Origin of the sequence: Leifsonia sp. NPDC056665 (assembly GCF_042791795.1) — a bacterium.
Classification (GTDB): Bacteria; Actinomycetota; Actinomycetes; order Actinomycetales; family Microbacteriaceae; genus Leifsonia.
This window is the reverse complement of sequence record NZ_JBHTXK010000015.1, coordinates 63,486-89,698: the sequence shown is the minus strand read 5'-3', so window position 1 is coordinate 89,698 and position 26,213 is coordinate 63,486. Positions and strand designations below refer to the sequence as shown.

The following is a 26,213-nucleotide window of genomic DNA, read 5'->3' as shown; positions in this document are numbered from 1 at the left end:
CGGCTCAGGCGACGAGCAACAGCACGCCCGCGACCGCGGACAGCAGCGCGAGCAGGAGGGCGACGCCGAGCAGCACGGCGTGCACCCGCAGGAACGCCGTCGCGCGGCCGGCTGCGTCCCTGGCGCGCTGGTCGGACCGCACCCGCGCGAAGAAGCGCGGCCAGGCGATCACGTTGAAGACGGCGTTGAGGAACAGGACGAGAGCGGCGAAGACGGTCATGGTCCCTCCAGCGTAGGCGGAACCGGCCGGCCGAACCGTTCCGCGATGAGCTCCAGCAGGGCGCGGGCGGCTGCTCCGGGGCGGGGATGCGCGAGCACGCTCAGCCGCCAGTCGACGCCGGGCGTCAACGGGCGCAGGACCACGCCAGCCACCCGGTTGACCGTGAGCTCGGGGAGCGCGCCGACGCCGAGCCCCGCGGCCACGAACCGCGGGATCTCGCCCAGGTCGGACACCTCCGTGGCGACCTCGCGGGCGAGCCCCGCCGCGGCGAGCGCACGGTCGAGCGCGACCCGGTTGCCGAAGCCCTCGCGCGCATCCACCCAGCGCTCGGCGGCGAGCTCGGCGAGCGGGACGGCGGAGCGGGCCGCGAGCGGATGCCCCTCGGGGAGGACCGCCACGAACGGCACGTCGGCGAGCGGCAGCACCACGGCGCCGGGCACCGGGTCGGGGAGGCCGTAGAAGGCGACGTCCAGCCGCCCCTGCCTGACGTCGTCCGCCAGTCCGGTGGAACCGCTCGGCGACGGCCCGAGCCGGAGGTCGACGCCGGGGTGCCTGCGCCGGAACTCGCCCATGATCCCGGGGAGGTCGATGGAGGTCAGGTTGGTGAAGATCCCGACGCGCACCACCCCGCGCAGCGGTCCGTCACCCGCGGCGAGGTCGCGCAGCCGCTCGATCGACTGGAGGCCGACGCGGGCCTCGGCGAGCGCGGCCTCCCCCGCGCCGGTGAGCGCGACCCCGTGCGCGTCGCGCTCGAACAGCCGCGTGCCGAGCTCGCGCTCCAGGGCGGCGACCCCGGCCGAGACGGTCGACTGGGCGGCGAAGACGCGCGCGGCCGCGCGGGTGAAGTTGAGCTCCTCGGCGACGGCGACGAAGTACTCGAGCTGGCGGGTGTCCATGCCGACATCCTGTCGATCGTTCTAGCCGATTGCAAGTATCGATTGCTTTCGTTGGACACGATTGTGCGCCCGGGCGCAGGATGTGGGCATGTCGATGAAAGCCCCTGCCTCCTACCCGGCCCCTGCGGCGACGCACTCCGACGCGCGTCCGGGTGCGCGTCCGTGGAACCTCCGCCACGGCGCCGGCTTCTGGATCGTCGCCGCCGCGTTCCTCGCCGTCATGGCGTTCTCGACCATCCCGACCCCGCTGTACGCGCTGTATCAGCAGCGGGACGGCTTCCCGACCTGGGTCGTCACGGTGATCTTCGCCGCGTACGCGGTCGGCGTGATCGCGAGCCTGTTCCTGATCGGGCACCTGAGCGACTGGGCCGGCCGGCGGCGGATGGTGCTGGTCGCGATCGTGCTGGAGCTCGTGGCGGCGGCGCTGTTCCTGGTCTGGAACGACGTGAGCGGCCTCATCGTCGCGCGCCTGATCTCCGGCGTCGGCGTCGGGGCGCTCACCGCGAGCGCGACGGCCCACCTGGGCGAGCTGCGGTCGGTCGCGCGCCCGGAGGAGGGACCGCGTCTGGCGAGCACGGTCTCCACGGTCGTCAACACCGGCGGACTGGCGCTCGGACCGCTGATCGGCGGTGTGTTCGCGCAGTTCCTGCCCGCGCCGCTGCTGCTGCCGTACGCCGTGTTCCTGGTGATCCTGGCCGTCGCGGCGCTGGCGGTCGCCTTCGTTCCGGAGACGGTGGAGCGTGCGGAGGAGCGTCCGGCGTACCGCCCGCAGCGCATCTCGGTGCCTGCGGCCTCCCATGGCGCGTTCTCGGCCGCCGCCGCCGCGGCGTTCGCGGGCTTCGCGGTCTTCGGGCTGTTCACGTCACTCGCGCCGAGCGTGCTCGCCGGGACCTTCCACGTCGCGTCGCACCTGGTGGCCGGGGTGGTGCCGTTCTCGGTGTTCGCGGCGTCCGCGGTCTCGCAGATCGTGTTCGCGCCCGTGCGGTCGCGCACGTCGCTGATCGTGGCGATGGTGCTCGTCGCGGTCGGTCTCGCAGGGTTGGCGGTCGGTGTGCTGGGCGACTCGCTGCCGGTGTTCCTCATCGCGGGCGTGCTGGCCGGCGCCGGTGTCGGCCTGCTGTTCCGGGCGGCCATCCTGGTCGCCGGCTCGCTCGCGGCGCCCGAGCGTCGCGGTGAGGTGCTGGCGGCGATCTTCCTCGTCGCCTACATCGGGCTGGCGCTGCCGGTGCTCCTGGTCGGCGTGGCCCTCATCCTTTGGCCGCTCGTCCCGGTGCTCGTCGCCTTCGTCGCGATCATCGCCGTCCTCGCGGTCGTCGCCGCCCTCCGCATGCTCCCCACCGCCGCCTGACCTCGCCTCCGCCCCACGCCGAGACGGCGCAAAGTCGGGACCAAACCGCCGAGAAGGCAGAGAATGCGCCTTCTCGGCGGCAGCGCGGGGGCTCAGTCCGCGGCGGTGAGCTGCACGCGGAGGGAGTCGACCCGGGTCGCGATCGCGTCGTCCGCGGCCCAGCGCTGCGCCAGCCGGGACAGGATGGCGTTCAGCTCCTCGGCGGTCAGGCCTGTGGCGAGCGTGAGCCGCACCACCAGCTCGTCGCCCGCGAGCCGGTAGCCCGGGTCGCCCGCCGCCAGGTCCACGTCGAGCACACCGAGCTCGGAGCCGACCGACGCCCGGAACGCCTCCGCCACCACGGGGTCGCGGTCGCTCGGCAGCCACGCGTGTCCCTGCGCGAGCGCCCAGACCGCCGGGCGCCGCAGCACGAACTCGGTCTCGGAGGTGGGGTCGAGCACCAGGAGCTCGGTCTCCTCCGAGGCGGCGGCGAGCGCAGCGCGCGGACCGGCTGCCGGGACCGGTCGGGCGGCGGGGTTCCACGCCTGCATCGCCGTCACCGACGAGAACACGGGGAGCACACGGCGTCCGTCCGGCGCCGCGACAGTGACGATGGACAGCTCCTGCGTCTTGTCGATCGCGAGGCCGGCGTCGCTCACGCCCTCCTCCCCCAGCTCGGCGACGAGCGGGATGAGGACGCGCACCGCGCGCACCGCGTCCACCACGGCCTCCGCGCCGACCTCCCCGGCCCGGAACGCGGCGAGCGCACCGAGCAGCTCGGGAGGCGCCGACCCGTCGTCGTCGCCGAAGGGGTTGTCGTCGAACTCGCGGCCCTCCCACGCCTGGCCCGCGGAGTCACCGGCGGAGGCAGTGAAGCCGGCGAGCGTCGCCGCGAACCCGGCCAGCCGATCGGCGCCGGTCGAGGAGGGACCGGGCGACGTCGAGCCGGGCGCCGCCTCCCGGCGGTCGCCCCCGTCCCCGTCCCCCGGCTCAGTGGCCGGCGACATCCAGCGCCTCGGGCAGGGTGAACGCTCCGGCGTAGAGCGCCTTGCCGACGATCGCGCCCTCCAGGCCCAGCGGCACCAGCTCGCGCAGCGCGGCGATGTCGTCGAGGCTGGAGATGCCGCCGGAGGCGACCACCGGGCGCTCGGTGCGCTCCATCACCTGGCGCAGCAGGTCGATGTTCGGGCCCTTGAGGGTGCCGTCCTTGGTCACGTCGGTCACGACGTAACGGGCACAGCCGGCGTCCTCCAGCCGCGCCAGCACGTCCCAGAGGTCGCCGCCTTCGCGCGTCCAGCCGCGGGCCGCCAGCGTCGTCCCGCGCACGTCCAGGCCGACCGCGATCGCCTCGCCGTAACGGCCGATCACGTTCGCCGCCCACTCGGGGTTCTCCAGCGCCGCCGTGCCGAGGTTGACCCGGGTGGCGCCGATCGCCAGCGCGTGCTCCAGCGACGCGTCGTCGCGGATGCCGCCGGAGAGCTCGATGTTGACGCCCTTGGTCTGGTGGATGACCTTCTTGAGGAGGTCGCGGTTGTCGCCCCGGCCGAACGCGGCGTCCAGGTCGACCAGGTGGATCCACTCGGCGCCGGCGTCCACCCATTCGGCGGCCGCGTCGACCGGGTCGCCGTAGCTGGTCTCGCTGCCGGCCTCGCCCTGCGTCAGCCGCACGGCCTTGCCGTCGGCGACGTCGACGGCGGGCAGCAGGACCAGCTTGGGCGTGTTCGTGAGTTCGCTCATGTCGTGTGTTTCCTCTGTCGGGGTCGTTCGGGTCCGCATCGCGGACGGGGATCGTCGCTAGAGCGAGCCGATCCAGTTGCGCAGGAGTCTCAGCCCCGCCTCGCCGGACTTCTCCGGGTGGAACTGGGTCGCGCTGAGCGGCCCGTTCTCCACCGCGGCGATGAAGCGCGAGCCGTGCTCGGCCCAGGTCACCCGCGGCTGCGGGAACGGCCCGGTGGCCTCCAGCGTCCAGTCCTGCGCGGCGTACGAGTGGACGAAGTAGAAACGCTCGTCGCGGATGCCGTCGAACAGCACGGAGTCCTCCGGCGCCTCCACCGTGTTCCAGCCCATGTGCGGGACGACGTCGGCGCGGAGCAGGTCCACCGTGCCCGGCCACTCGCCGAGCCCCTCGGCCGCGGTGCCGTGCTCGACGCTGTGCTCGAACAGCACCTGCATGCCGACGCAGACGCCGATCACCGGCCGGCCGCCCGCGAGCCTGCGGTCGATGACCTCGTCGCCGTGCGAGCGGCGCAGCGCCTCCGCGACCGCGGCGAACGCGCCGACGCCGGGGACGAACAGGCCGTCGGCCTCCTGCGCGCGCCGGCGGTTGCCGGTGAGCTCGACGTTAGCCCCTGCGGCCTCCAGCGCCTTGACCGCGGAGTGGACGTTGCCTGTCCCGTAGTCGAAGACGACGACGTCGGGTGCGCTCACAGCGCGCCCTTGGTCGACGGGATGCCGGACACCAGCGGGTCGAACGCCTTCGCCTGCCGGAACGCGCGCGCGAACGCCTTGAACTCGGCTTCCGCGATGTGGTGCGGGTCGCGGCCGCCGACCACCGTGACGTGCACGGTCAGCCCGGCGTTGAACGCGATGGCCTCGAACACGTGCCGCACCATCGACCCGGTGAAGTGCCCGCCGATCAGGTGCAGCTCGAACCCGGCCGGCTCGCCGCCGTGCACCAGGTAGGGGCGTCCGGAGATGTCGACCACGGCCTGCACGAGCGCCTCGTCGAGCGGGACGAGGGCGTCGCCGTAGCGGGAGATGCCCGCCTTGTCGCCGAGCGCCTTCTTGATGGCCTGGCCGAGGACGATCGCGACGTCCTCCACCGTGTGGTGCACATCGATGTCGGTATCGCCGCTCGCCCGCACCGTCAGGTCGGTGAGCGAGTGCTTGGCGAACGCGGTCAGCAGGTGGTCGTAGAACGGGACCGACGTGCGGATGTCGGACGCCCCGGTGCCGTCGAGGTCGAGGGTGAGCTCGATGCTCGACTCGCTGGTCGCGCGCTGAAGCTGGGCGGTCCGATTCGTCATGACTGCGAGCTTACCGACTGGCCGGAGGCCGCCACCGCTCCAGACGGGCGCCCGAGGGAGCGCAGCGCCTCCAGGAACGCGGTTGTCTCGGTCTCGGTGCCCGCGGTGACCCGGAGGTGGTTCGGGATGCCGACGTCGCGGATGAGAACGCCGCGCTCCAGCAGCGCCTCGAACACCGCGTGCGGGTCCTCTACGCCGCCGAACAGCACGAAGTTGCTCCCGCTGCGGTGCGGGAGGTAGCCGAGCTCCGCCAACTCCACCACGAGCCGGTCCCGCTGCCCGCGGATCTCGCCGACCATCGCGAGCATCTCGTCCGAGTGCGCCAGCGCCCCGAGCGCGGCGGCCTGCGTGAGCGCGGACAGGTGGTACGGGAGCCGCACGAGCCGAAGGGCGTCGACCACGGCGGGGTCGGCGGCCAGGTAGCCCACCCGTGCCCCCGCGAACGCGAAGGCCTTGCTCATGGTCCGCGAGATCAGTAGGCGCTCGCGCCCGGGCAGCAGAGTGAGCGCCGACGGCTCGCCTTCCGGCATGAACTCGGCGTACGCCTCGTCCACGATCACGATGCCGCGCGCCGCGGCGTAGACGGCCTCGATCGTCTCGAGGGAGAGCGGAGTCCCCGTCGGGTTGTTCGGCGAGCAGAGGATGACGATGTCCGGATCGTGCTCCCGCACGGCGGCCGCCGCGGTCTCCGGCGACAGCTCGAAGTCGGCGTCGCGCCCGGCGGCGATCCAACTCGTCCCGGTGCCGGAGGCCAGCAGCGGATACATGGAGTACGTGGGAGCGAACCCGAGGAGGCTGCGCCCCGGCCCGCCGAACGCCTGCAGGATGTGCTGCAGCACCTCGTTGGATCCGTTCGCGGCCCAGAGCTGTTCGGCCGCGAGCCCGTGCCCGAGGTAGCGGGCGAACGCCTCCCGCAACTCGGTGAACTCGCGGTCGGGGTAGCGGTTCACCCCCGTCACGGCTACGGCGACCCGCGCGACGATGTCGGCGGCGACGTCCTCCGGGACTGGATGCGTGTTCTCGTTCACGTTCAACGCGACGGGCACGACCTTCTGCGGCGCCCCGTACGGGGTGCGACCGCGCAGGTCATCACGGATCGGAAGATCGGAGAGTGAGGTCACCCCTCAATGGTAGCCAGCGCCACTGAAGGCTTCCGCCGTGTGACGCCCCGCTGCGTACCCCGTCCCGGCCGCAGCGCCACCGCCCCTACTTCCCGTCGTACTGCGTCGGGATGGCTAGCTGCTGCCCCGGCGTCACGACCGCCGAGGACAGCCCGTTGAGGTTCACCAGATCGGCGATCACATTGCGCGGGTCGGCGTTGGGCGCGATGCGGGACGCGACCGACCACAGGGAGTCGCCCGACTGCACCGTCACGTAGTGGAAGGTCACGTGCGCCTGCTCCCCCGTGGCCGCCGCGCCTCCGCCGTTGAGCGCGAACACCATCGCCCCGATCACGATCGGCAGCGCGACGAGCATCGTCAGCACGGCCCGCCCGCGCCGCGTGAGCCGCAGCCGAACACGTCCAGCAGCCTGCGCGCCACTCGCCGCAACGTTGTTCATCGCAACGTTGTTCATCCCAACGGTGTGCATAACCACTGCGCTCATGTCGTGACCTCCAAAGGCTTCGGTCGAAGCTCTGTTCCGAATATATCTTCGAATGTTCGAGACCGCAATGCTCGGGCCGGCGGAAAATACCGCAGGTATTTCGAGACACACTCGAACACATGTTTGTCGGGCAGCCGAACTGTGGATACAGTTTCGATTGTCTGGACGTAAGACAACCAGGCACCACCGACATTCGGTTCCCCCGGGTGACGGCGACGGTCACGAAGGGACGAGCGTGTCGAACGAGAACCAGGCTCCGCGCACGCGGCGCCGCAAGAACCTCAGCGAGAAGCAGCTCGCCATCCTCGACGTGATCCAGCGTTCCGTGAGCTCGCGGGGCTACCCGCCGAGCATGCGCGAGATCGGCGACGCCGTCGGCCTCTCCAGCCTCTCGTCCGTCACCCACCAGCTCAACCAGCTCGAGCTGAGCGGCTACCTGCGCCGCGACCCGAACCGGCCGCGCGCGCTGGAGATCCTCATCGACGTCCCGTCGGCGACCGCTCCCGATTTCGAGAACCAGACCCCCGTCGGCGACGCCGCGATGGTCCCGCTCGTCGGCCGCATCGCCGCCGGTGTCCCGATCACCGCCGAGCAGCAGGTGGAGGAGGTCTTCCCCCTCCCCCGCCAGCTCGTCGGCAACGGCGAGCTCTTCATGCTCAAGGTGGTCGGCGAGTCGATGATCGACGCCGCCATCTGCGACGGCGACTGGGTGGTCGTCCGCACCCAGAACACCGCGGAGAACGGCGACATCGTGGCGGCCATGCTGGACGAGGAGGCCACCGTCAAGGTCTTCCGCCAGCGCGACGGCCACACCTGGCTGCTCCCCCGCAACTCGAACTTCGAGCCGATCCTGGGCGACTACTCGACCATCCTCGGCAAGGTCGTCGCCGTCCTCCGCGCCGTCTGACCCGATCTACCTGACAGGACACGCCGTCTCGGCCCGCGCCGAGACGGCGTGTCCTGTCAGTTGGATCACGCCCAGCCGAGCTCCTGGAGGCGGGCGTCGTCCAGGCCGAAGTAGTGGCCGATCTCGTGGACGAGGGTGATCCGCACGCGGGAGCGCAGCTCCTCCACCGTCTCGCAGCTCGCCTCGAGGTTGTTGCGGAACAGCGTGATCCGGTCCGGCAGCTCGCCGAACCCGTAGACCCCGCGCCGTGTCAGCGGATGGCCGGTGTACAGCCCGTAGAGCCGGGGCCGCGCGCCCGGCGGCTGGTCCTGGATGATGATCGCCACGTTCTCCAGCGGCCGCACCATGTCGTCCGGCAGGCTGTCGAAGACGTCGTCCACCAGCGCATCGAACTCGTCGTCGGCCATTTTCATCATGAGCCCAGCCTCACCATGCGCTCATCATCCCCGAACCGGCGGAGGCCGCGCTCCCACGTCCGCGCACAGCGGAACGTCGACAGCGCGGCCTCGCCGGCAGGAGGGATCAGGCCGTGACGCCCACCCGCTCCCGCACGTCGCGCGTCGCCGCGAGGATGTTGCGCAGCGACGCCACCGTCTCGTCGTACCCGCGGGTCTTGAGCCCGCAGTCCGGGTTCACCCAGAGCTGACGGCCCGGGATCGCGCTGAGCGCCGTCTCCAGCAGCTCGGTCACCTCGGCGACAGACGGCACGCGCGGCGAGTGGATGTCGTAGACGCCCGGGCCGATGCCGTGCTCGAAGCCGGAGCGCTGGATGTCGTGGACGACGTCCATCCGGCTGCGCGCGGCCTCGATGCTGGTCACGTCCGCGTCGAGGTTGCGGATCGCGTCGATGACCACGCCGAACTCCGAGTAGCAGAGGTGCGTGTGGATCTGCGTCGCGTCCGCCACGCCGGAGGTCGCGAGCCGGAACGAGCCCACCGACCAGTCGAGGTAGGCGGCCTGGTCGGCGCGCTTGAGCGGCAGCAGCTCGCGCAGCGCCGGCTCGTCCACCTGCACGACCCGGATGCCCGCGGTCTCCAGGTCGGCGATCTCGTCGCGGAGGGCGAGGGCGACCTGCCGCGCGGTCTCGCCGAGCGGCTGGTCGTCGCGCACGAACGACCAGGCGAGGATCGTGACCGGCCCGGTCAGCATGCCCTTGACCGGCTTCTCGGTCAGCGTCTGGGTGTAGGTCGACCAGTCCACGGTGATCGGCTTCGGCCGGGACACGTCGCCCCAGAGAATCGACGGCCGCGTACAGCGCGATCCGTACGACTGCACCCAGCCGTTGCGGGTTACCGCGAACCCGTCCAGGTTCTCGGCGAAGTACTGCACCATGTCGTTGCGCTCGGGCTCGCCGTGCACGATGACGTCGAGGCCGATCTCCTCCTGGAGGTCGACGACGCGCTTGATCTCGGCCTGCATGCGGCCGAGGTACTCCGCCTCGTCGATGACTCCCGCGACGAGCTGAGCGCGCGAGCGCCGGATGTCCGCCGTCTGCGGGAACGACCCGATCGTGGTCGTCGGCAGGAACGGCAGGTGCAGCGCCTCGTCCTGTGCCGCCTGCCGCGCGCCGTACTCGCCGCGGCGGAAGTCCGCACGGGTCAGCGCGGCCTCGCGCGAACGCACGGCGTCGACCCGCACGCCCGGGGCGGAGGCACGGTCGGCGAGCGCCGCCGTCGCCGCGGTGAGCTCGTCCTGCACGGCCTCGTGGCCGTCCACGATGCCGCGCGCCAGCACCGCCACCTGACCGACCTTCTGGTCGGCGAACGCGAGCCAGGTCTTCAGGCGCGCGTCGAGGTCCGGCTCGTCGTCCACGTCGTGCGGGACGTGCTGCAGGGAGGTGGAGGTCGACACCGCGACGTCCGGGCTCAGGGAGAGCAGCTCGGTCAGCGTCCCGAAGGCCGCCTCCAGGTCGCCGCGCCAGATGTTGTGGCCGTCGATCACGCCGCCGACGAGGGTCTTGCCCGCCAGCGCGGTGCGCGTGGCCGCGTCGAGCCCGGCCGGGACGCTGCCCCGCACCAGGTCGAGGGAGATGGCCTCCACCGGCGACACGGCGAGCACGGGGAGGGCGTCGTCCAGGCTGCCGTACGGCGCCGCGACGAAGATCGCGGGCCGCTCTGCCGCACCGCCCAGGTCCGCGTAGGCCGCACGGGCGGCCTCCAGCACCTCGGTGCGCGGCTCGTCGATGCTCTCGGAGACGAGCGCCGGCTCGTCGAGCTGCACCCACGGCGCGCCGGCAGCGGCCAGCCGGGCCAGCAGCTCGCGGTACACCGGCAGCAGGTCGGCGAGGCGCGACAGCGGGCGGAAGCCCTCCGGCGCCTCGTCGCTCGCCTTGCTGAGCAGCAGGAAGGTGACGGGGCCGACGATCACCGGACGGGTGACGAACCCGGCCGCGCGGGCCTCCTCGAACTCCCGCACGATGCGGTCGGACGCGAGCCGGAAGGCCGTCTCCGGGCCGAGCTCCGGCACGAGGTAGTGGTAGTTGGAGTCGAACCACTTGGTCATCTCCAGCGGGGCCTTGTCGCCCTCGCCGCGGGCGATCGTGAAGTAGCCGGCCAGGTCGACGGAGCCGTCCGTCCCGGCGAGCCCGGCGAACCGCGACGGGATGGCGCCGACCGTCACTGCGGCGTCGAGCACCTGGTCGTAGAAGCTGAAGCTCTCCGGGATCGCCGCGTCGTCGCGGCCGAGCCCGAGCGCGGCGAGCCGCTCCCGGGTGGCGGCGCGCAGCGCGGCGGCCGTGGCCTCCAGCTCCTCGGCGGTGGTCTGCCCGGCCCAGAACGCCTCGACGGCCTTCTTGAGCTCACGGCGCCGGCCGATGCGCGGGTAGCCGATGATGGTGCCCACCGGGAAGGCGGAACGGGTGGTGGTGTCGGTCATGCGGGGTCGCCTGCTTTCTGCGAGGGGGTGGAGGTGGTGGATGAGGCCGGATCCAGCAGACCGACCCTCTCGAGCACCGAGAGGACGGCGGAGTGCTGGTTGAACGTGTAGAGGTGGATGCCGGGGGCGCCGCCGTCGAGCAGCCGCTGCGCCAGGCGCGCCGTCCACTCGATGCCGAGCTCGCGACGGCCCTCGTCGTCCGGCTCGACTTCGAGCTGGATGGCGAGGTCGCTCGGGAGGTCCTCGCCGCTGAGCTCCAGCATCCGGGCGAGCCGTGCGGGCGAGGTGACCGGCATGATGCCGGGCAGGATGGGGAAGGCCACACCGGCCTCCTTCGCCCGCTGGGCGAACGAGAGGTAGTCCTCGGCGTGGAAGAAGAGCTGGGTGATCCCGAGATTGGCGCCGGCCGCCTGCTTGGCGAGCAGGGCGTCGATGTCCTGCGACACGGACCGGGACGGGTGCCCGTGCGGGAACGCCGCGACCGCGATCTGCACGTGCTCGCGCTGCGACAGCACGGCCTGCGCCCGCAGCCCCGGCACGGGGAGCGCGTCGTACGGGACACGCTCGGCCTGCACCCGGTGGATGAGCTGCACGAGCTCGGCGGAGCTCTTGATGTCGCCCAGGCCGTCGTCCCCCGGCGCGAGGCCCGCGGGCGGGTCGCCGCGCACCGCCAGGAAGCGCCGGATGCCGGCGTCCAGGAACTCGCGGATGAGCCGGTTCGCCTCGGTGTGCGTGGACCCGACGCAGGTCAGGTGCGCCATCGGGCTGACGTCGGTCTGCTCCAGGATGTAGCGCAGCACCTCCAGCGACGACGAGCGCGACGAGCCGTTGGCCCCGTAGGTCACCGAGATGAAGTCGGGACCGGCGGCGGCCAGGCGGTCGATCGTCGCGGGCAGCGCGGCCGCGGCGCGCTCATTGCGCGGCGGGTACAGTTCGAACGAGAACCGCGCGTCGGTACAGTCCATGATTCCTCGGGTGTCGATCAGCGTCACAGGCGGCCTCCTCCGGTCGACGTCGGAAACGTCGAAATGGAGGGGCGGGCGGGTGCCGGGCTCGGCTGTCGCACCACGTCAGCGGTCGCCCGCTTCGGTTGTGTAGGCACAGTAACAACGACGGAGGCCGGGCGGAACCCGCTGCGTCATCTGGCGACACAGTGGTTCCGCCCGGCCTTTCTGCCGGTGCTCGCGCGCCTTAGACGGCGAACGGTTCGAACACGGACTGGTACTCGGGCATGATCCGCGCCCGCACCCGCGTGCCGTCCTCCACGTACTCGGTCGAGAGCACGCGGCCGCGCTCGTGCAGCGCCGAGATGAGGTCGCCGCGGTCGTACGGGACGACCAGCTCCACCTCGACGGACGGGTCGGGCAGCAGGCGTGCGATCGCCGCGAGCACCTCGTCGATGCCCTCCCCGGTCCGGGCGGACGCGAAGATCGCGCCAGGCTCCAGGCCGCGCAGGACGAGCCGGTCGTCGGCCGGGATGAGGTCGGCCTTGTTGAACACCACGATCTCCGGGATGTCCCGCGCGCCGACCTCGCCGATCACGTCCCGGACGGTCGCGAGCTGCGACGCCGGGTCGGGGTGCGAGCCGTCGACCACGTGCAGGATGACGTCGGAGTCGGCGACCTCCTCCAGCGTCGAGCGGAACGCCTCCACGAGCTGGTGCGGCAGGTTGCGCACGAAGCCGACCGTGTCGGCCAGAGTGTAGAGGCGGCCGTCGGCGGTCACCGAGCGGCGCACGGTCGCGTCCAGTGTCGCGAACAGGGCGTTCTCCACGAGCACGCCCGCCTTGGTCACCCGGTTCAGGAGGCTGGACTTGCCCGCGTTCGTGTACCCGGCGATCGCGACGGAGGGCACCGAGTTGCGGTTGCGGTTCGCCCGCTTCGCTTCACGCGCCGGCTTGAAGCCGGCGATCTGCTTGCGCAGCTTCGCCATGCGCGTGTGGATGCGGCGGCGGTCGAGCTCGATCTTCGTCTCACCCGGTCCGCGCGAACCCATGCCCGCGCCCGCGCCGCCCACCTGGCCACCGGCCTGGCGGGACATCGACTCGCCCCAGCCGCGCAGGCGCGGGAGCAGGTACTCGAGCTGCGCGAGCTCGACCTGCGCCTTGCCCTCGCGGCTCTTGGCGTGCTGGCTGAAGATGTCGAGGATGACGGCCGTGCGGTCGATCACCTTGACCTTCACCACGTCCTCCAGCGCGCGCCGCTGACTGGGCGCGAGCTCGGTGTCGGCGATGACGGTGTCCGCGCCGAGCGCCCGGACGACCCCGGTCAGCTCCTCCGCCTTGCCGCGCCCGAGGTACGTGCTGGGGTCGGGATGCGGCCGCCGCTGCAGGAGGCCGTCGAGCACCGCGGCGCCCGCGGTCTCGGCGAGGGCGGCGAGTTCGCGCAGCGAGTTCTCCGCGTCCTGCAGCGAGCCCTGCGAGTACACGCCGATGAGCACGACGTTCTCGAGCCGCAGCTGCCGGTACTCGACCTCCGTGACGTCCTCGAGCTCGGTGGAGAGCCCGGAGACCCGTCGGAGCGCCGCGCGCTCCTCGCGCTCGAACTGCTCGCCGTCGTGGCCGTGGCCGTCGGTGTCATTCGACTGGAGCGCCTGGGCTCCGGAGCCGAACAGCGTCACGGTGGCGCGGTTCTGCTGGGTGGCGAGCACGCGCGCGACGACATCGTCGACGGTGTGTTCTGCGGTGTGGTCCGCGGTCACTTCCGCGGTCTGCTCTTCGAAATCTGTTCGTTCGGTCATTCACTGTCCCCTGATCCAGGTGGGGTACACCCTAGTCGGTCTGTTCTGCCGTGTTTGTCTGATGGTCCGCGTCCTGTACGGTCCTCTATATGGCCAGCGGAGATCACTACTTCTCACCCGCTCCCGAGAGCGAATTGAACCTGCGGCCGTTCACCGCACGCCTGGCGGGCCAGACGTACGAATTGGTGACGGCGAACGGGATCTTCAGCCCCGAGCGCATCGACATGGGTACGCGAGTGCTCCTCGACCATGTCCCCTCCGCGCCGCCCGGCGGTCAGTTCCTCGACCTCGGCTGCGGCTGGGGACCTCTGGCTCTCACACTTGCTCTCGAATCCCCTCATGCGACCGTCTGGGCGGTCGACGTCAACACCCGAGCACTGGACGTGGTGCGCCTGAATGCGCAGAAGCTCGGTCTGACAAATGTTAACCCCGTGACGCCGGATGATGTTCCCGAGTCGGTGGAATTCACAACCATCTGGTCCAATCCGCCCATCCGGGTCGGCAAGAACGAGCTGCACGACATCCTGCAGCGCTGGCTGCCGCGGCTGGAGCCGGGCTCGGACGCATGGCTGGTCGTGCAGCGCAACCTCGGCAGCGACTCGCTGCAGCGCTGGATCCAGGCGACGATGCCCGAACTGACGACGACCCGCGCCGCCATCTCCAAGGGCTACCGCGTCCTCCGCACCCGGCGCGCGGCGGAGGGCTGAGCGCCCCGCACGTTCGTCTCAGGCGAGTTCGAGGGTGCCGGTGTAGACCAGCTCGGCCGGGCCGGAGAGCGCGACGTGCTCGCCGTCCTCGGTCGGGAACATCCGCACGCCCACGGTGCCGCCCGGCACCTCCACGCGCCACTGGTCGGGCGCGCCGGAGCCGGCCCAGTGCCGCACGGCCAGCGCCGCCGCGGCCGCGCCCGTGCCGCACGAGAGCGTCTCGCCGCTCCCCCGCTCGTGCACGCGCATCCGGATGCGGCCGACGCCGTCGCGCACGAGCGGCTCCTGCGGAACGACGAACTCGACGTTGGCGCCGTCCTCGGGCTCCGGCTCGATGTGCGGGATGTAGGTGAGGTCGGCGACCTCCAGCTCGGACTCGTCGGCGACCGCGACGACCACGTGCGGGTTGCCCATGTCGATGCCGAGACCGGGGCGCGCGACCGGCAGCTCCTTGGCGCGCACCAGCGGCTCGCCGCCGTCGAGGCTCCACCGGCCGAGGTCGACCTGGAACCCGGTGAGGTTGCGCTGCACGTCGCGCACGCCGGAGCGGGTGCCGATCGGGAGGGTGTCGCCGTCGGCGAGCTCGGCGAGCCCGGACGCCAGCAGGTAGCGCACGTACACGCGGATGCCGTTGCCGCACATCTCGGCGACGGAGCCGTCGGCGTTGTAGTAGTCCATGAACCACTCGGCGCCGTCGTCCTCCGCGAGCGCTTCCGCGCCCTCCGGCAGGTGCGTGGAGCGGACCGCCCGGATCATGCCGTCGGCGCCGATCCCGAAGTGCCGGTCGCAGATCGCGGCGATCTGCTGCGGCGTCAGCGGCAGGCGCCCGTCCGGGTCGGAATAGAGCACGAAGTCGTTGCCGGTCCCCTGACCCTTGGTGAAGTGGAGCGTCGCCATCGCCCCAGCCTATCGGGCGCCGACTCAGCGAATGCCGAGGGAGTCCAGGGCTGTGGCGGTGAGATCGGGATCGTCGTAGTCGAGCCAGTGGATGCCGGCGTAGCGCTTGAACCAGCTCACCTGCCTGCGCGCGTACCGCCGGGTGAGCTGCTGGGTGGCCGCGACGGCCTCCGCGCGGGTCAGCTCGCCCTTCACCTCCGCCAGCGCCTGGGCGTAGCCGATCGCGCGGCGGGCGGTCACCCCGTCCTCCAGGCCGAGCGGGATCAGCCGCCGCACCTCATCGGTGAGCCCGTCGCGCCACATCCGCTCGACCCGCGCGTCGAGCCGGAGGACGAGCTCCTCGCGCGGCGCCGCGAGCCCGAGCACGACGGTCGGGCGCCAGTACTGCGGCTCGTCCGGGAGGGCGCCGCTGACGGACTGTCCCGTGAGCTCGGCGACCTCCAGTGCGCGGACGATCCTGCGCCCGTTGGACGACCCGATGCGCTGCGCCGCCTCCGGGTCGACCTCCACCAGCCGCCGGAACAGCATCCCCGGCCCCTGCGCCTCCAGTTCGGCCTCCAGCCGCGCCCGGAGCTCCGGGTCGGTGCCGGGGAACCGGAAGTCGAAGATCACGCTGGACACGTACAGCCCGGACCCGCCGACGAGGATGGGCGTCGCCCCCCGCCCGAGGATCTCCTCGACCACCCGCCGCGCCTCGGGCTGGTAGCGCGCGACGGTGGCCTCCTCTGTCACGTCGAGGATGTCGAACAGGTGGTGCGGCACGCCGCGCCACTCGGCCTGCGGAAGCTTCGCAGTGCCGATGTCCATGCCCCGGTAGAACTGCATCGCGTCCGCGTTGACGACCGCGGCGTCGCGGCCGTGTGCGCGGAGTGCCTCCGCAAGGGCGAGCGAGAGCTCAGTCTTGCCGGTGCCGGTGGCGCCGACGATGGCGATGATGCCGGGGGTGGTGGGGTCGGGCAGAGCCGCGGCGGGCGCGCTCAGCGCTGGCCGTCCGACGGGTCGTAGATCGGCATCGTGCCGACGCCCGGGGAGCTCAGCGGGTCGCGCGGGCGCAGCGTGGGCAGGCCGAGCGACACCCGGCCGACCGCCTGCGCGCCGTCGCCGTGGGCCGGCACTGCGCACGACTCGGCCTCCGCGCGGTCCCACGCGTCGCCCGCGCGGGTGCGGCGGATGGCGAGCGGTGCGCCGTCGACGCTGTCCGCGATCAGATAGTGCGGCGCCGCCTGCGTGATCCGCACGGTGACCACGTCGCCGGGGCGCGGCGCGTCGGAGCCGTCCGGCAGCTCGAAGTGGACGAGGCGGCTGTCGCGCGCCCGGCCGCTCAGGCGGTGCGTGTCGGCGTCCTTGCGGCCCTCCCCGTTGGCCACCAGCAGCTCGACCTCGCGACCGATCAGGCGCTCGTTCTCCTCCAGGGAGATGCGCTCCTGGAGAGCGATCAGGCGCTCGTAGCGCTCCTGCACGACCTCCTTCGGCACCTGGTCGGCCATGTCCGCCGCCGGCGTGCCCGGGCGGATCGAGTACTGGAACGTGAACGCGGACGCGAACCGGGCCTGCTCCACGACGCGCATCGTCTCGAGGAAGTCATCCTCGGTCTCGCCGGGGAAGCCCACGATGATGTCGGTGCTGATCGCCGCGTCCGGCAGCTTGGCGCGCACGCGGTCGAGGATGCCGAGGAACTTCTCGGACCGGTACGAGCGGCGCATCGACTTGAGGATGCGGTCCGAGCCGGACTGCAGCGGCATGTGGAGCTGCGGCATGACGTTCGGCGTCTCCGCCATCGCGTCGATGACGTCGTCGGTGAACGCGGCCGGGTGCGGGCTGGTGAAGCGGATGCGCTCCAGGCCCTCGATCTCCCCCGCCGCGCGCAGCAGCTTGCTGAATGCCTGGCGGTCGCCGAACTCGACGCCGTAGGAGTTGACGTTCTGGCCGAGCAGCGTCACCTCGATGGCGCCGTCCTCGACCAGCGTGCCGATCTCGGCGAGGATGTCGCCGGGACGGCGGTCCTTCTCCTTGCCGCGCAGCGACGGCACGATGCAGAAGGTGCAGGTGTTGTTGCAGCCGACCGAGATGGACACCCAGCCCGAGTAGGACGAGTCGCGCTTGGTGGGCAGCGTGGACGGGAAGGTCTCGAGGGACTCCAGGATCTCGATCTCCGCCGCGTCATTGTGCCGCGCGCGTTCGAGCAGGCCGGGCAGCGAGCCCATGTTGTGCGTGCCGAAGACGACATCGACCCAGGGCGCCTTCTCGAGGATGACGTTCTTGTCCTTCTGAGCGAGGCAGCCGCCGACGGCGATCTGCATGCCCGCGTGGCGGCGCTTCACCCCGGCGAGGTGGCCGAGGTTGCCGTACAGCTTGTTGTCGGCGTTCTCCCGGACCGCGCAGGTGTTGATCACGACGATGTCCGCCTCGGCGCCGTCCGCCGGGACGTAACCTGCGGCCTCCAGCGAGCCGCTGAGCCGCTCGGAGTCGTGCACGTTCATCTGGCAGCCGAACGTGCGCACCTCGTACGTCCGCGGACGGCCGTCCTCGGTAAGGGCGGCCGGGGACGGCTCGAAGACGCGGGAGTGCTCGATGGTGCTCATGATGCGTACGATTCTACGTTCGACCGGGACGGGAATCGAACGACCGCCCCGGCCCCCGTTCGCGCCTACTGGAATCGCACTCCGCCGCGACGCCCACGCGTGGCGAACGCCGCGTCCATCGCCTGCCGGACCACCGAGGAGTCGTAGCCCTTGCGCGCGAGGAACCCGTGGAGTCGCCGCCGCGCGGTCTCGTCGTCGTACGACGAGAGCTGCCCGATCCGCTTGACGGCCAGCTCGGTCGCCCGCTCCAGCTCGTCCTCGTCCGCGATGTCGGCCAGTGCCTCCTCGATCAGCTCGGGGTCGATGTGCCGCCGCTTCAGGTCGAGCTCGATCGCCGACCGCCCGAGCCCCTTGCGGCTGTGCTGCGTGAACGCCAGCGTCGCCGCGAGCGATGCGTCGTCGATCACGCCCATCGCATGGAGCCGATCGAGCTCTGGGCCGAACACCTCCGGAGCGATCTCCCGCTTGGTGAGCAACTGCTCCAGCTCCCACCGCGACATCCCCCGCCGCGCGAGCTGTCGGATCGTGAGCCCCGACGCCTTCCGCGACAGCCGCTCGGTCTCCTCGTCGTCCGCGGACGCGGCTTCGGCGTCGAGCGAAGCGCTCGGGTCGGGCGAAGCGGTGGGATCCACCGCCTTGGAACGCCGCACCGGCTCCCCCGCCCACGTGTTGTTCCACCGCTCGGACGCTTCATCCGAACCCCCAGCCGCCGACTCCTGCGCTCCCGGAAGCTCCGCCACCGGCCGCACCACCCCCGGCTCATTCGAACGCTCACGCTTCGAGTTCGCCGACGCAGACCCCGACCTCGCCGAACGACGCAACGGCGTCACCGGAGCCACATGGTCAGCCCCGTCGCCCCCGGCACCCGACGCTTCGGAAGGAAATCTCACGACCACGACGGCCCCTCCACATTCTTCTCCCGCTGACGTCAGTGCTGCTCGCTCTCGCCGCCCGACTCACGCCGAGCCCGCGCTCACGCCCCCTTACGGGCCTGCAGCTTCTTCTCCAGCGAGTCCACGTTGTCCGCCTCCGCCGGCGCCGCGACCGCGTTCGGGTCCGCGACGATGCCGAGCTTGATCAGGATCTTCTTCTCGATCTCGGCGGCGATGTCGGGGTTCGCGATGAGGAAGTTGCGCGCGTTCTCCTTGCCCTGGCCGAGCTGGTCGCCCTCGTAGGTGTACCAGGCGCCGGACTTCTTGACGATGGCGTGCTCGACACCGAAGTCGATCAGGCTGCCCTCGCGCGAGATGCCGACACCGTAGAGGATGTCGAATTCGGCCTGCTTGAAGGGCGGCGCCATCTTGTTCTTCACGACCTTGACGCGGGTGCGGTTTCCGACCGCCTCGGTGCCGTCCTTCAGGGTCTCGATGCGGCGGATGTCGAGTCGCACCGACGCGTAGAACTTGAGCGCCTTACCACCCGCGGTGGTCTCGGGGCTTCCGAAGAAGACGCCGATCTTCTCGCGAAGCTGGTTGATGAAGATCATCGTGGTGTTCGTCTGGTTGAGCCCACCGGTGAGCTTGCGGAGCGCCTGCGACATGAGGCGCGCCTGGAGGCCGACGTGGGAGTCACCCATCTCGCCCTCGATCTCGGCGCGGGGCACGAGCGCGGCCACGGAGTCGATCACGATGAGGTCGATGGAGCCGGAGCGCACGAGCATGTCGGCGATCTCGAGCGCCTGCTCACCGGTGTCGGGCTGCGACACGAGCAGGGCGTCGATGTCGACGCCGAGCTTGCGGGCGTACTCCGGGTCGAGCGCGTGCTCGGCGTCGATGAAGGCCGCGATGCCGCCGGCCCGCTGGGCGTTGGCGATGGCGTGCAGGGTCAGCGTGGTCTTACCGGAGGACTCCGGACCGTAGATCTCGACGATTCGGCCGCGGGGCAGACCCCCGATGCCGAGGGCCACGTCGAGCGCGATCGACCCGGTGGGGACGACCTCGACGGGGGCGCGCTCGTCGCTGCCCAGTCGCATGACCGAGCCCTTGCCGAACTGACGGTCGATCTGGGCGAGCGCGGTCTCGAGCGCCTTCTCGCGGTCTGCGGGTGATGGCATTGCGGTTCTCCTTCGTGGGCTTCGCTGACGAGTTCGACTGTATGGCCGACCGCCGACACTCCGGGCGTCGGCCAATGGATCCGTGGACAACTCGTTTTCGATTGCTGCCTGTGCAGGAGTCTACCCAGTTCCGAACATATCTTCGAGCGACTCGCCCCGGCGTGTCCGCCCCACATTCGTCACGAAGGTCGCCTTCGCCGCCGGCATTCGCGACATTCGTGACGAATGTGCGGGGGGTCAGCGGCGCCGGTCAGCGCTGGGGGGCGGGCTTGCCGGCGCCGTACCAGTGCGAGTGGGGGACGCCGGTCTCGCGGCACAGCGCGAGCCAGACCTCGCGCGGCGGGATGCCGGCGTTCAGGGCGTCCTGCGCCGTGCGTCCGCCGAGCTCGCCGAGCACGAGGTCGCTCAGCAGCGCCTGCCCGTATCCCGAGCCGAACTCGTCGGTGACGGCGCGCTGGAACTCGCTCAACTTCATGGGTTCACCTTAAACGAGTGACGCCCCGCATCGTGCGGGGCGCCCTCGAGAATGTCGTGGATGTTCAGCGGGAGACGAGGTTCGCGTCCATGGCGGAGACGAAGTCGTCGGGGATGGTGTCGGGGATGACCGGCTCGAGGCCTTCGAGCACCGCGATGCGGTCGCCGACCTCGCGCATGATGACGGAGACCGGAGTCTCCAGAGCGTCGGCCACCGAGGCGAGGATCTCGCTCGACGCTTCCTTCTGACCGCGCTCGACCTCGCTGAGGTAGCCGAGGGCGACACTCGCCTTGCTCGCGACCTGGCGGAGGGTGCGGCCCTTCTGCAGGCGGAAGTCCCTGAGCACGTCGCCGATTTCCTGACGTACAAGAATCATTTCGGAGCCTCCTTCTTCTACCCTGCCGACGTATCGAATGGATGCCAACTGTACCGCATCCATGTCAGTCACGATATCCGCGACGACTGGGCTTTCGTTGTGAATGCAAGGAGGTGTAACCGAACGGAAACACCAGCTATTCCCTGGGCTGCAGCCGAGTCCGGAAGCACCCCCGAAGGGGTGTCAGCGCTCCACGATCCCGAGCTCCACGGCCAGTTCGCGCACCGCCCGCGAGACGGTCTGCGAGCGGATCGACTGCCTGTCCCCCGTCAGCCTCAGCTCGACGGAGCGCCCTCCCGCCGCCGACGCGACGCCGACGTAGACCGTGCCCACCGCGCGGCCGCCCTGCGGGTCGGGGCCGGCCACACCGGTCGTCGAGAGGCCGAGGTCGGCTGGACGCCCGTCGACCGCGAGCCGCTCCCGCACCCCGGCCGCGAGCTGCCGTGCGACCTCCGGGTCGACAGGCCCCTCCCGCAACAGGAGGTCGGCGTCCACCCCGAGCAGCGTGTGCTTGAGCTCGGTCGCGTAGGCGACGGCCGCGCCGAGCACGACCGCCGAGGCGCCGGGGACGCGGGTCAGCTCGGCCGCCAGGCCGCCCCCGGTCAGCGACTCCGCGACGGCGATCGTCTGGCGGCGCTCGATGAGCGTTCGCACCACCCGGAAGGTGAGGTCGGCGGCGGCGACGTCGTCAGGCCCCGACACGCTTGGCCCTCCGGCCGCGGTAGGCCTGCCAGAGATAGTCGAAGCCGGTCACGACGGTCAGGATCACGGCGGCGGTCATCAGGATGCCGTTCACCCAGAAGATCCAGTCGCCGAAGATCGTCCACAGCGGGAACAGCGCGAACGAGATGGCCACCGACTGCACGATGGTCTTGATCTTTCCGCCGCGGGAGGCCGCGATGACGCCCTGACGGATGACCACGAACCGGTAGACGGTGATCCCGACCTCGCGCACGAGGATGACGATGGTGACCCACCAGGGCAGCTCGCCGAGGATCGAGAGGGACACCAGCGCGCCGCCGGTCAGCACCTTGTCGGCGATCGGGTCGAGCAGCTTTCCGAGGTCGGTGACCAGGTTGTTGCGTCGCGCGATCGCGCCGTCCACGCCGTCGGTGGCGATGGCGAGCACGAACAGCACGGCCGCCGTCCAGCGCAGCGGGCCGTCGTGGCCGGCGTCGGCGAGCAGCATCCAGACGAACACCGGCGCGAGGAGGATGCGCACCACAGTGATGAGGTTGGGCACGTTCCAGTTGCTCGCACGGTTCGTGCTGCCGTCCGCCGCGGCAGGCGGAGGCGTGTCAGGCACCGACATGCGATCTACTCCCTGTCGGTCAGCTGCCAGGCGTCCTCGTCCGAGTCGCCGTCCACCTCAGGATAGCCCTGAGTCATCTCCGCGACGGGGTCGGCTCCGTACCGGTCGCCGTCCTCGTGCGGCTGCGCGGCCGGCTGGCCCGACGGCGCCGGCGCTGCGGCCGGACGAGACGGCGGCTCCTCGCCGCGCAGGCGCGCCAGCACCTGCGGGAGCTGCTCCGCTGTCGCGAGCACGTCGCGGGCCTTCGAGCCCTCGGACGGCCCGACGATCTCGCGGGACTCCAGGAGGTCCATGAGCCGCCCCGCCTTGGCGAAGCCGACCCGCAGCTTGCGCTGCAGCATCGACGTGGAGCCGAACTGCGACGAGACGATGAGCTCGGCGGCCGCGAGCAGCAGCTCCAGGTCGTCGCCGATGTCCGAGTCGATCTGCTTCTTCTCGGCGCCGACCGCGACGTCCTGCCGGTACTCCGGCTGGGCCTGGCGGGTGACGTGCTCCACGACCTTCTGGATCTCGTCCTCGTTCACCCACGCGCCCTGCACGCGCAGCGCCTTGGAGGCGCCCATCGGCAGGAACAGCGCGTCGCCCTGGCCGATGAGCTTGTCGGCGCCCGGCTGGTCGAGGATGACGCGCGAGTCGGTGACGCTGGTCACGGCGAACGCGAGGCGGGACGGGACGTTGGCCTTGATGAGGCCGGTGACGACATCCACCGACGGGCGCTGCGTCGCGAGCACCAGGTGGATGCCGGACGCGCGCGCGAGCTGGGTGATGCGGACGATGGAGTCCTCGACGTCGCGCGGGGCGACCATCATCAGGTCGGCGAGCTCGTCGACGACCACGAGGAGGTACGGGTAGGGCTTGAGCTTGCGCTCGCTGCCCTCCGGCAGCACGATCTCGTTGTTGACGACCGCCTTGTTGAAGTCGTCGATGTGCCGGAAGCCGAAGCTCGCCAGGTCGTCGTAGCGCATGTCCATCTCTTTGACGACCCACTGCAGCGCCTCTGCGGCCTTCTTGGGGTTCGTGATGATGGGCGTGATGAGGTGCGGGACGCCGCCGTAGATGGTGAGCTCGACGCGCTTCGGGTCGATGAGCACCATGCGGACCTCCGACGGCTTCGCGCGCATCAGGAGGCTGGTGATCATCGAGTTGACGAAGCTCGACTTTCCTGAGCCGGTCGAGCCGGCCACCAGGAGGTGCGGCATCTTCGCGAGGTTCGCGACCACGAACCCGCCGCCGACGTCCTTGCCGACGCCGATGGTCATCGGGTGGACGCTCTTGGCGGCCGCCGGGGAGCGGAGGATGTCGCCGAGCGAGACGATCTCGCGGTCGCTGTTCGGGATCTCGATGCCGATCGCGGACTTGCCCGGGATGGGCGAGAGGATGCGGACCTCGTTGCTCGCGACCGCGTAGGAGAGGTTCTTGCTGAGCGCCGTGACGCGCTCCACCTTGACGCCGGGGCCGAGCTCGATCTCGTACTGCGTGACTGTCGGGCCGCGGGAGTACCCGGTCACCTTGGCGTCGACGCCGAACTGGGTCAGCACCTCGGTGATCGCGGCGACGATCTCCTCGTTCGCGCTGGAGCGGATCTTCGCCGGCGTGCCCGCGGCGAGCATGGAGGCCGAGGGGAGGTTGTAAGGCGCGGTCGGCTGCGCGGCGCCCTCGTCCACCGTGACGGTCTCGTCGAAGTCGTCGGCGCCGGCCTGGAAGCCCGGCAGCACGGCGGGAGCGGTCGGCACGAGCGGCGCCGCGGCCGCTGTCGGCGGCAGCTCGCCGGTGAAGCGCTGCAGCACGGTCTCCGCGTTGGCGAGCTCGCTGAGCACGTCCGTGTTGTAGTGGTCGCTCGCCGGGTCGGGCTCCAGCGCAGTGGCGAACTCGCCCTTGCCCCGCGCGGGGGCGCCGAACACCTCGGTGAGGTCGGCCGGGGCCTCGTAGTCCGGGTCCTCCTCGCGCTGGGACTTGTTGCGCCGCCACCAGGGCAGCGCCGTCTCGCCCTCCGTCTCGTCCAGTCCGTCGAGCTCGACCTGCTCTGTGCGCTGGTTCTTGCGCTCGTCCTTGGCCTCCTGGCGCTCCTCCTCCGTGGGGAGTTGCGCGCCGAACAGGTAGGCGTACAGCTCGCGGATGCGCGCGGGCAGCTTGTTGGGCGGCGTCTTGGTGATGATGAAGAGGCTCAGGATCAGCAGCAGGATGATGACCGCTGCGGCCCCGTATGGCGTGATCAGCCAGGAGAGCGGGGCGGCGATGAGCCAGCCGAGCATGCCGCCGGCCTGCGCCAGCGCGGCGACGCCGTCGGTGGGCGACGGGTGGTGGCTGAACAGGTGGCAGAGGCCGGAGACCATGAGCAGCAGGATGCCGAGGCCGATCCCGATGCGCGTGTTGTCGTGCACGGAGCTGGGATGCCGGAACAGCCAGGCGGCGAAGATCACCATGATCACCGGGAGAGCGAACGAGACGCGGCCGAAGAGCAGGCCGAAGGTCCAGGAGTCGAGCGTGCGGGCGACCTGGTCGTTGATCAGGAACCACTCGACGACGACCCCGGCGACGGCGAGCAGCACGAGGAAGAACGGGAAGCCGTCGCGGCGCTCCTCCTTGCTCAGCTTCTCCGGCCCGAGAGCGCGGAACGCCCCACCGGTGAGGTGCGCCAGGCCCATCCAGGCGCGGACGAGCGGACTCGGCGCGTCGTCGGCTGCCGGGTACGCGACGGTCTTCTGGTTCTGCGTCTTCGTCGGGGTCTTGGCGGCCGTCTTGCGCGCCGTCGAGCCGCCGCGACCGGACCCCCGGGCGGACGAAGTCGACTTGGTGCTCGTAGCCATAGGTTCAACGCTACTTCGGACCCCCGGCAGGGGGACGGATCACGCGCTGATATTGGGGAAAATCGGCAGCGACGCGCGGGCTGTGAGGGATCGTTCCGCGTTCTTCTCGTCGTCAGTCGCGTTGGAGGGCTTCCGCGAAGATCTGGAGGTTCGTGCTCAGCACACCCCGGCAGCTGCTGGCCCACTCGGCAGCGCCGCGTGCGTGCTGGCGTCGCTGGTCGCTCAGACGCTCGTCGCCGGCGTTCGCGCCCTCGATCCGGGTGATCGAGTCCTGGCACTGAAAGATCGCCTCGATCATAACGTCTGCCCGCAGCTCCGGGTCGTAGCCGTCCACGAGCAGGCGCAGCCGTCGCGCTTGCTCGACAACCGGCACGTTACCCGCTGCGTAGATGCACCAGGTCCATCCCGCATAGCCGACGTCCTCCATCGGGTCACCGGGATGGACGCTGTCCCAGTCAATCAGCGCCACCGGCATCCCCTCCGCCATGACCACATTGAACGGACCCGGGTCACCATGAACCAGACACTCGGCACCGGACGCGAGTGGAATGCCGCGGCTGAACTCGTGAAGTTCGCGGAGGATTCCTCCGAAGGCCGCATAACAGCGCTCGTCGCGCTGCGAGGGGTGATCGGTGGTCGCCCCGGGGATGTAGGAGAAGGTGTCGCGGCCTTCCGCGTCGATGCCGAGGTAGGTGGGCGCCCAGGCGACGCCGGCCCTATTCAGCGTGCGAAGAACCTCGCTCGCGAATGTCGAACCATGGCCACGCGGGCGTCGAACGGTTTGGCCTGCTTTGACGACGCCCTCGGTCGTGTTGCCGCCGGCCAGCAACTCCTCCATCAGCCCCCGATCCTCGCCACGAGCATACGGCCAAGCGGGGATACAAGGCGTCCGGTAGACGAGCGTCTACCGGGCCGACATCAGCGCACAGCGCGCATCATCGTGTCGGCCGTCGCGCGCGACTGGACCGTCACGTATCCCTCGCTCACGTAGAGCCGCTGGGCGAAGTTCGCGCGCTCGACGCTCAGGCTCAGCCGGTTCGCCCCGGAGGCGGCGGCCTGCCTGCCGAGCTCCTGGAGCAGCGCGCGGCCGACGCCCTGCGCGCGCCACTGCGCGTTGACGCCCAGGGTCAGCTCCGGGACGCCGACGGCGACGAACCCCTTGCCTGGCGCGTCGGCCGGGAACAGCCGTGCCCAGCAGGCTCCCACAGCGGCGCCGTGGGCGTCCTCCGCGACGCAGCCGAAGTCCCCCGGCCGCTTCCAGCCGGCGACGTAGCGCAGGACTGCCGGGTCCTCCAGGACCGCGACGCGCGGACGTGCAAGGGAGACGTTCCAGTTCGCCGCCTCCACCAGCATGTCCGAGAGGACGCGCGCATCGTCGCGGTTCGCCGGGCGGATCAGGAACCCTGTCAT

Annotated in this window: 27 protein-coding genes; 3 read left to right on the top strand and 24 right to left on the bottom strand. The window is 71.0% G+C overall.

The genetic code is table 11. The features are described 5' to 3' along the window. Nucleotides 1-4 precede the first annotated feature (4 nt). Both ACFQ9V_RS14510 and ACFQ9V_RS14505 read right to left on the bottom strand, forming a co-directional pair. Nucleotides 5-220, bottom strand: coding sequence for an SCO4848 family membrane protein (locus ACFQ9V_RS14510; protein ID WP_345834638.1), 216 nt, complete (start codon nt 218-220; stop codon nt 5-7). Beyond that, a complete protein-coding gene (locus ACFQ9V_RS14505) occupies nt 217-1,116 on the bottom strand; it encodes a LysR family transcriptional regulator (RefSeq protein ID WP_382459833.1) in 900 nt (299 codons plus the stop codon). The genes ACFQ9V_RS14510 and ACFQ9V_RS14505 overlap by 4 nt, the downstream gene beginning before the upstream one ends. Nucleotides 1,117-1,204: 88 nt before the next feature. Here ACFQ9V_RS14505 and ACFQ9V_RS14500 point away from each other — a divergent pair, with 88 nt between their 5' ends. Then, entirely contained in the window at nt 1,205-2,464 is a 1,260-nt protein-coding gene (locus ACFQ9V_RS14500) for an MFS transporter (protein WP_382459832.1), read from the top strand. Nucleotides 2,465-2,556: 92 nt separating this feature from the next. Here ACFQ9V_RS14500 and ACFQ9V_RS14495 read toward each other — a convergent pair whose 3' ends face one another. From ACFQ9V_RS14495 to ACFQ9V_RS14470, 6 genes are all read right to left on the bottom strand, one after another. Continuing rightward, entirely contained in the window at nt 2,557-3,450 is an 894-nt protein-coding gene (locus ACFQ9V_RS14495) for an SseB family protein (protein ID WP_382459831.1), read from the bottom strand. After that, nucleotides 3,434-4,180 (bottom strand): bifunctional 1-(5-phosphoribosyl)-5-((5-phosphoribosylamino)methylideneamino)imidazole-4-carboxamide isomerase/phosphoribosylanthranilate isomerase PriA, encoded by a 747-nt coding sequence (gene priA, locus ACFQ9V_RS14490; protein WP_382459830.1) that lies wholly within the window; start codon nt 4,178-4,180, stop codon nt 3,434-3,436. Before priA ends, ACFQ9V_RS14495 begins: the two co-directional genes overlap by 17 nt. Before the next feature lie 57 nt (nt 4,181-4,237). Beyond that, nucleotides 4,238-4,870, bottom strand: coding sequence for an imidazole glycerol phosphate synthase subunit HisH (hisH, locus tag ACFQ9V_RS14485; protein WP_382459829.1), 633 nt, complete (start codon nt 4,868-4,870; stop codon nt 4,238-4,240). Next, on the bottom strand, nt 4,867-5,469 hold the full coding sequence (gene hisB, locus ACFQ9V_RS14480) for an imidazoleglycerol-phosphate dehydratase HisB (protein WP_382459828.1): 603 nt from the start codon (nt 5,467-5,469) through the stop codon (nt 4,867-4,869). The genes hisH and hisB overlap by 4 nt, the downstream gene beginning before the upstream one ends. Further along, on the bottom strand, nt 5,466-6,590 hold the full coding sequence (locus tag ACFQ9V_RS14475; protein ID WP_382459827.1) for a histidinol-phosphate transaminase: 1,125 nt from the start codon (nt 6,588-6,590) through the stop codon (nt 5,466-5,468). The genes hisB and ACFQ9V_RS14475 overlap by 4 nt, the downstream gene beginning before the upstream one ends. A gap of 85 nt (nt 6,591-6,675) precedes the next feature. Then, nucleotides 6,676-7,074 (bottom strand): LysM peptidoglycan-binding domain-containing protein, encoded by a 399-nt coding sequence (locus ACFQ9V_RS14470; protein WP_382459826.1) that lies wholly within the window; start codon nt 7,072-7,074, stop codon nt 6,676-6,678. Between the two features lie 235 nt (nt 7,075-7,309). On the opposite strand from ACFQ9V_RS14470, the gene lexA reads away from it, so the two are divergent. Next, nucleotides 7,310-7,981: a transcriptional repressor LexA gene (gene lexA, locus ACFQ9V_RS14465; protein WP_382459825.1), complete on the top strand. Its 672-nt coding sequence runs from the start codon at nt 7,310-7,312 to the stop codon at nt 7,979-7,981. A gap of 65 nt (nt 7,982-8,046) precedes the next feature. On the opposite strand, the gene ACFQ9V_RS14460 is transcribed toward lexA, so the two are convergent. From ACFQ9V_RS14460 to hflX, 4 genes are all read right to left on the bottom strand, one after another. Continuing rightward, entirely contained in the window at nt 8,047-8,397 is a 351-nt protein-coding gene (locus tag ACFQ9V_RS14460) for a metallopeptidase family protein (protein ID WP_382459824.1), read from the bottom strand. Nucleotides 8,398-8,503: 106 nt separating this feature from the next. Beyond that, nucleotides 8,504-10,855 carry a 5-methyltetrahydropteroyltriglutamate--homocysteine S-methyltransferase gene (gene metE / locus ACFQ9V_RS14455; RefSeq protein WP_382459823.1) on the bottom strand — a complete coding sequence of 784 codons (2,352 nt, stop codon included), beginning with the start codon at nt 10,853-10,855 and terminating at the stop codon, nt 8,504-8,506. Then, entirely contained in the window at nt 10,852-11,847 is a 996-nt protein-coding gene (locus ACFQ9V_RS14450) for a methylenetetrahydrofolate reductase (protein WP_382459822.1), read from the bottom strand. The genes metE and ACFQ9V_RS14450 overlap by 4 nt, the downstream gene beginning before the upstream one ends. A gap of 199 nt (nt 11,848-12,046) precedes the next feature. Beyond that, nucleotides 12,047-13,594: a GTPase HflX gene (hflX, locus tag ACFQ9V_RS14445; protein ID WP_382459821.1), complete on the bottom strand. Its 1,548-nt coding sequence runs from the start codon at nt 13,592-13,594 to the stop codon at nt 12,047-12,049. Nucleotides 13,595-13,683: 89 nt separating this feature from the next. Here hflX and ACFQ9V_RS14440 point away from each other — a divergent pair, with 89 nt between their 5' ends. Beyond that, nucleotides 13,684-14,301, top strand: a complete 618-nt coding sequence (locus tag ACFQ9V_RS14440) for a class I SAM-dependent methyltransferase (RefSeq protein ID WP_382459820.1) — start codon at nt 13,684-13,686, stop codon at nt 14,299-14,301. A gap of 18 nt (nt 14,302-14,319) precedes the next feature. On the opposite strand, the gene dapF is transcribed toward ACFQ9V_RS14440, so the two are convergent. From dapF to ACFQ9V_RS14380, 12 genes are all read right to left on the bottom strand, one after another. After that, nucleotides 14,320-15,198: a diaminopimelate epimerase gene (gene dapF / locus ACFQ9V_RS14435; RefSeq protein ID WP_382459819.1), complete on the bottom strand. Its 879-nt coding sequence runs from the start codon at nt 15,196-15,198 to the stop codon at nt 14,320-14,322. 24 nt (nt 15,199-15,222) lie between these two features. Next, complete coding sequence (gene miaA / locus ACFQ9V_RS14430; RefSeq protein ID WP_382459846.1) at nt 15,223-16,158, bottom strand: tRNA (adenosine(37)-N6)-dimethylallyltransferase MiaA; 936 nt, start codon at nt 16,156-16,158, stop codon at nt 15,223-15,225. A gap of 17 nt (nt 16,159-16,175) precedes the next feature. After that, nucleotides 16,176-17,780, bottom strand: coding sequence for a tRNA (N6-isopentenyl adenosine(37)-C2)-methylthiotransferase MiaB (gene miaB, locus ACFQ9V_RS14425; protein ID WP_382459818.1), 1,605 nt, complete (start codon nt 17,778-17,780; stop codon nt 16,176-16,178). 65 nt (nt 17,781-17,845) lie between these two features. Then, a complete protein-coding gene (locus ACFQ9V_RS14420) occupies nt 17,846-18,532 on the bottom strand; it encodes a regulatory protein RecX (RefSeq protein WP_382459817.1) in 687 nt (228 codons plus the stop codon). A gap of 221 nt (nt 18,533-18,753) precedes the next feature. Next, on the bottom strand, nt 18,754-19,833 hold the full coding sequence (recA, locus tag ACFQ9V_RS14415) for a recombinase RecA (protein WP_370054061.1): 1,080 nt from the start codon (nt 19,831-19,833) through the stop codon (nt 18,754-18,756). A 250-nt stretch (nt 19,834-20,083) separates the two neighbouring features. After that, the gene (locus ACFQ9V_RS14410) at nt 20,084-20,308 is read right to left on the bottom strand and encodes a DUF3046 domain-containing protein (protein WP_382459816.1); all 225 of its coding nucleotides are present in this window, start codon (nt 20,306-20,308) and stop codon (nt 20,084-20,086) included. 64 nt (nt 20,309-20,372) lie between these two features. Next, nucleotides 20,373-20,684: a helix-turn-helix transcriptional regulator gene (locus ACFQ9V_RS14405; RefSeq protein ID WP_345834619.1), complete on the bottom strand. Its 312-nt coding sequence runs from the start codon at nt 20,682-20,684 to the stop codon at nt 20,373-20,375. 183 nt (nt 20,685-20,867) lie between these two features. Beyond that, nucleotides 20,868-21,386: a CinA family protein gene (locus tag ACFQ9V_RS14400; RefSeq protein WP_382459815.1), complete on the bottom strand. Its 519-nt coding sequence runs from the start codon at nt 21,384-21,386 to the stop codon at nt 20,868-20,870. Beyond that, entirely contained in the window at nt 21,373-21,996 is a 624-nt protein-coding gene (gene pgsA, locus ACFQ9V_RS14395; protein WP_382459814.1) for a CDP-diacylglycerol--glycerol-3-phosphate 3-phosphatidyltransferase, read from the bottom strand. The genes ACFQ9V_RS14400 and pgsA overlap by 14 nt, the downstream gene beginning before the upstream one ends. Before the next feature lie 5 nt (nt 21,997-22,001). Then, nucleotides 22,002-24,803 carry a DNA translocase FtsK 4TM domain-containing protein gene (locus ACFQ9V_RS14390; protein WP_382459813.1) on the bottom strand — a complete coding sequence of 934 codons (2,802 nt, stop codon included), beginning with the start codon at nt 24,801-24,803 and terminating at the stop codon, nt 22,002-22,004. Nucleotides 24,804-24,915: 112 nt separating this feature from the next. Continuing rightward, entirely contained in the window at nt 24,916-25,641 is a 726-nt protein-coding gene (locus ACFQ9V_RS14385; protein ID WP_382459812.1) for an aminoglycoside phosphotransferase family protein, read from the bottom strand. Nucleotides 25,642-25,721: 80 nt separating this feature from the next. Next, nucleotides 25,722-26,213 carry a GNAT family N-acetyltransferase gene (locus ACFQ9V_RS14380; protein ID WP_382459811.1) on the bottom strand — a complete coding sequence of 164 codons (492 nt, stop codon included), beginning with the start codon at nt 26,211-26,213 and terminating at the stop codon, nt 25,722-25,724.

Bases quoted from the DNA above. Each gene is read 5' to 3' on its own strand.
- ACFQ9V_RS14510 (WP_345834638.1), bottom strand. From the start codon at position 220: ATGACCGTCTTCGCCGCTCTCGTCCTGTTCCTCAACGCCGTCTTCAAC.
- ACFQ9V_RS14500 (WP_382459832.1), top strand. From the start codon at position 1,205: ATGTCGATGAAAGCCCCTGCCTCCTACCCGGCCCCTGCGGCGACGCAC.
- metE (WP_382459823.1), bottom strand. From the start codon at position 10,855: ATGACCGACACCACCACCCGTTCCGCCTTCCCGGTGGGCACCATCATC.
- ACFQ9V_RS14385 (WP_382459812.1), bottom strand. From the start codon at position 25,641: ATGGAGGAGTTGCTGGCCGGCGGCAACACGACCGAGGGCGTCGTCAAA.
- hflX (WP_382459821.1), bottom strand. From the start codon at position 13,594: ATGACCGAACGAACAGATTTCGAAGAGCAGACCGCGGAAGTGACCGCG.
- ACFQ9V_RS14460 (WP_382459824.1), bottom strand. From the start codon at position 8,397: ATGATGAAAATGGCCGACGACGAGTTCGATGCGCTGGTGGACGACGTC.
- ACFQ9V_RS14390 (WP_382459813.1), bottom strand. From the start codon at position 24,803: ATGGCTACGAGCACCAAGTCGACTTCGTCCGCCCGGGGGTCCGGTCGC.
- ACFQ9V_RS14410 (WP_382459816.1), bottom strand. From the start codon at position 20,308: ATGAAGTTGAGCGAGTTCCAGCGCGCCGTCACCGACGAGTTCGGCTCG.
- ACFQ9V_RS14440 (WP_382459820.1), top strand. From the start codon at position 13,684: ATGGCCAGCGGAGATCACTACTTCTCACCCGCTCCCGAGAGCGAATTG.
- hisB (WP_382459828.1), bottom strand. From the start codon at position 5,469: ATGACGAATCGGACCGCCCAGCTTCAGCGCGCGACCAGCGAGTCGAGC.
- ACFQ9V_RS14405 (WP_345834619.1), bottom strand. From the start codon at position 20,684: ATGATTCTTGTACGTCAGGAAATCGGCGACGTGCTCAGGGACTTCCGC.
- ACFQ9V_RS14495 (WP_382459831.1), bottom strand. From the start codon at position 3,450: ATGTCGCCGGCCACTGAGCCGGGGGACGGGGACGGGGGCGACCGCCGG.
- miaB (WP_382459818.1), bottom strand. From the start codon at position 17,780: ATGAGCACCATCGAGCACTCCCGCGTCTTCGAGCCGTCCCCGGCCGCC.
- ACFQ9V_RS14380 (WP_382459811.1), bottom strand. From the start codon at position 26,213: ATGACAGGGTTCCTGATCCGCCCGGCGAACCGCGACGATGCGCGCGTC.
- dapF (WP_382459819.1), bottom strand. From the start codon at position 15,198: ATGGCGACGCTCCACTTCACCAAGGGTCAGGGGACCGGCAACGACTTC.
- ACFQ9V_RS14470 (WP_382459826.1), bottom strand. From the start codon at position 7,074: ATGAGCGCAGTGGTTATGCACACCGTTGGGATGAACAACGTTGCGATG.
- pgsA (WP_382459814.1), bottom strand. From the start codon at position 21,996: ATGTCGGTGCCTGACACGCCTCCGCCTGCCGCGGCGGACGGCAGCACG.
- recA (WP_370054061.1), bottom strand. From the start codon at position 19,833: ATGCCATCACCCGCAGACCGCGAGAAGGCGCTCGAGACCGCGCTCGCC.
- priA (WP_382459830.1), bottom strand. From the start codon at position 4,180: ATGAGCGAACTCACGAACACGCCCAAGCTGGTCCTGCTGCCCGCCGTC.
- ACFQ9V_RS14505 (WP_382459833.1), bottom strand. From the start codon at position 1,116: ATGGACACCCGCCAGCTCGAGTACTTCGTCGCCGTCGCCGAGGAGCTC.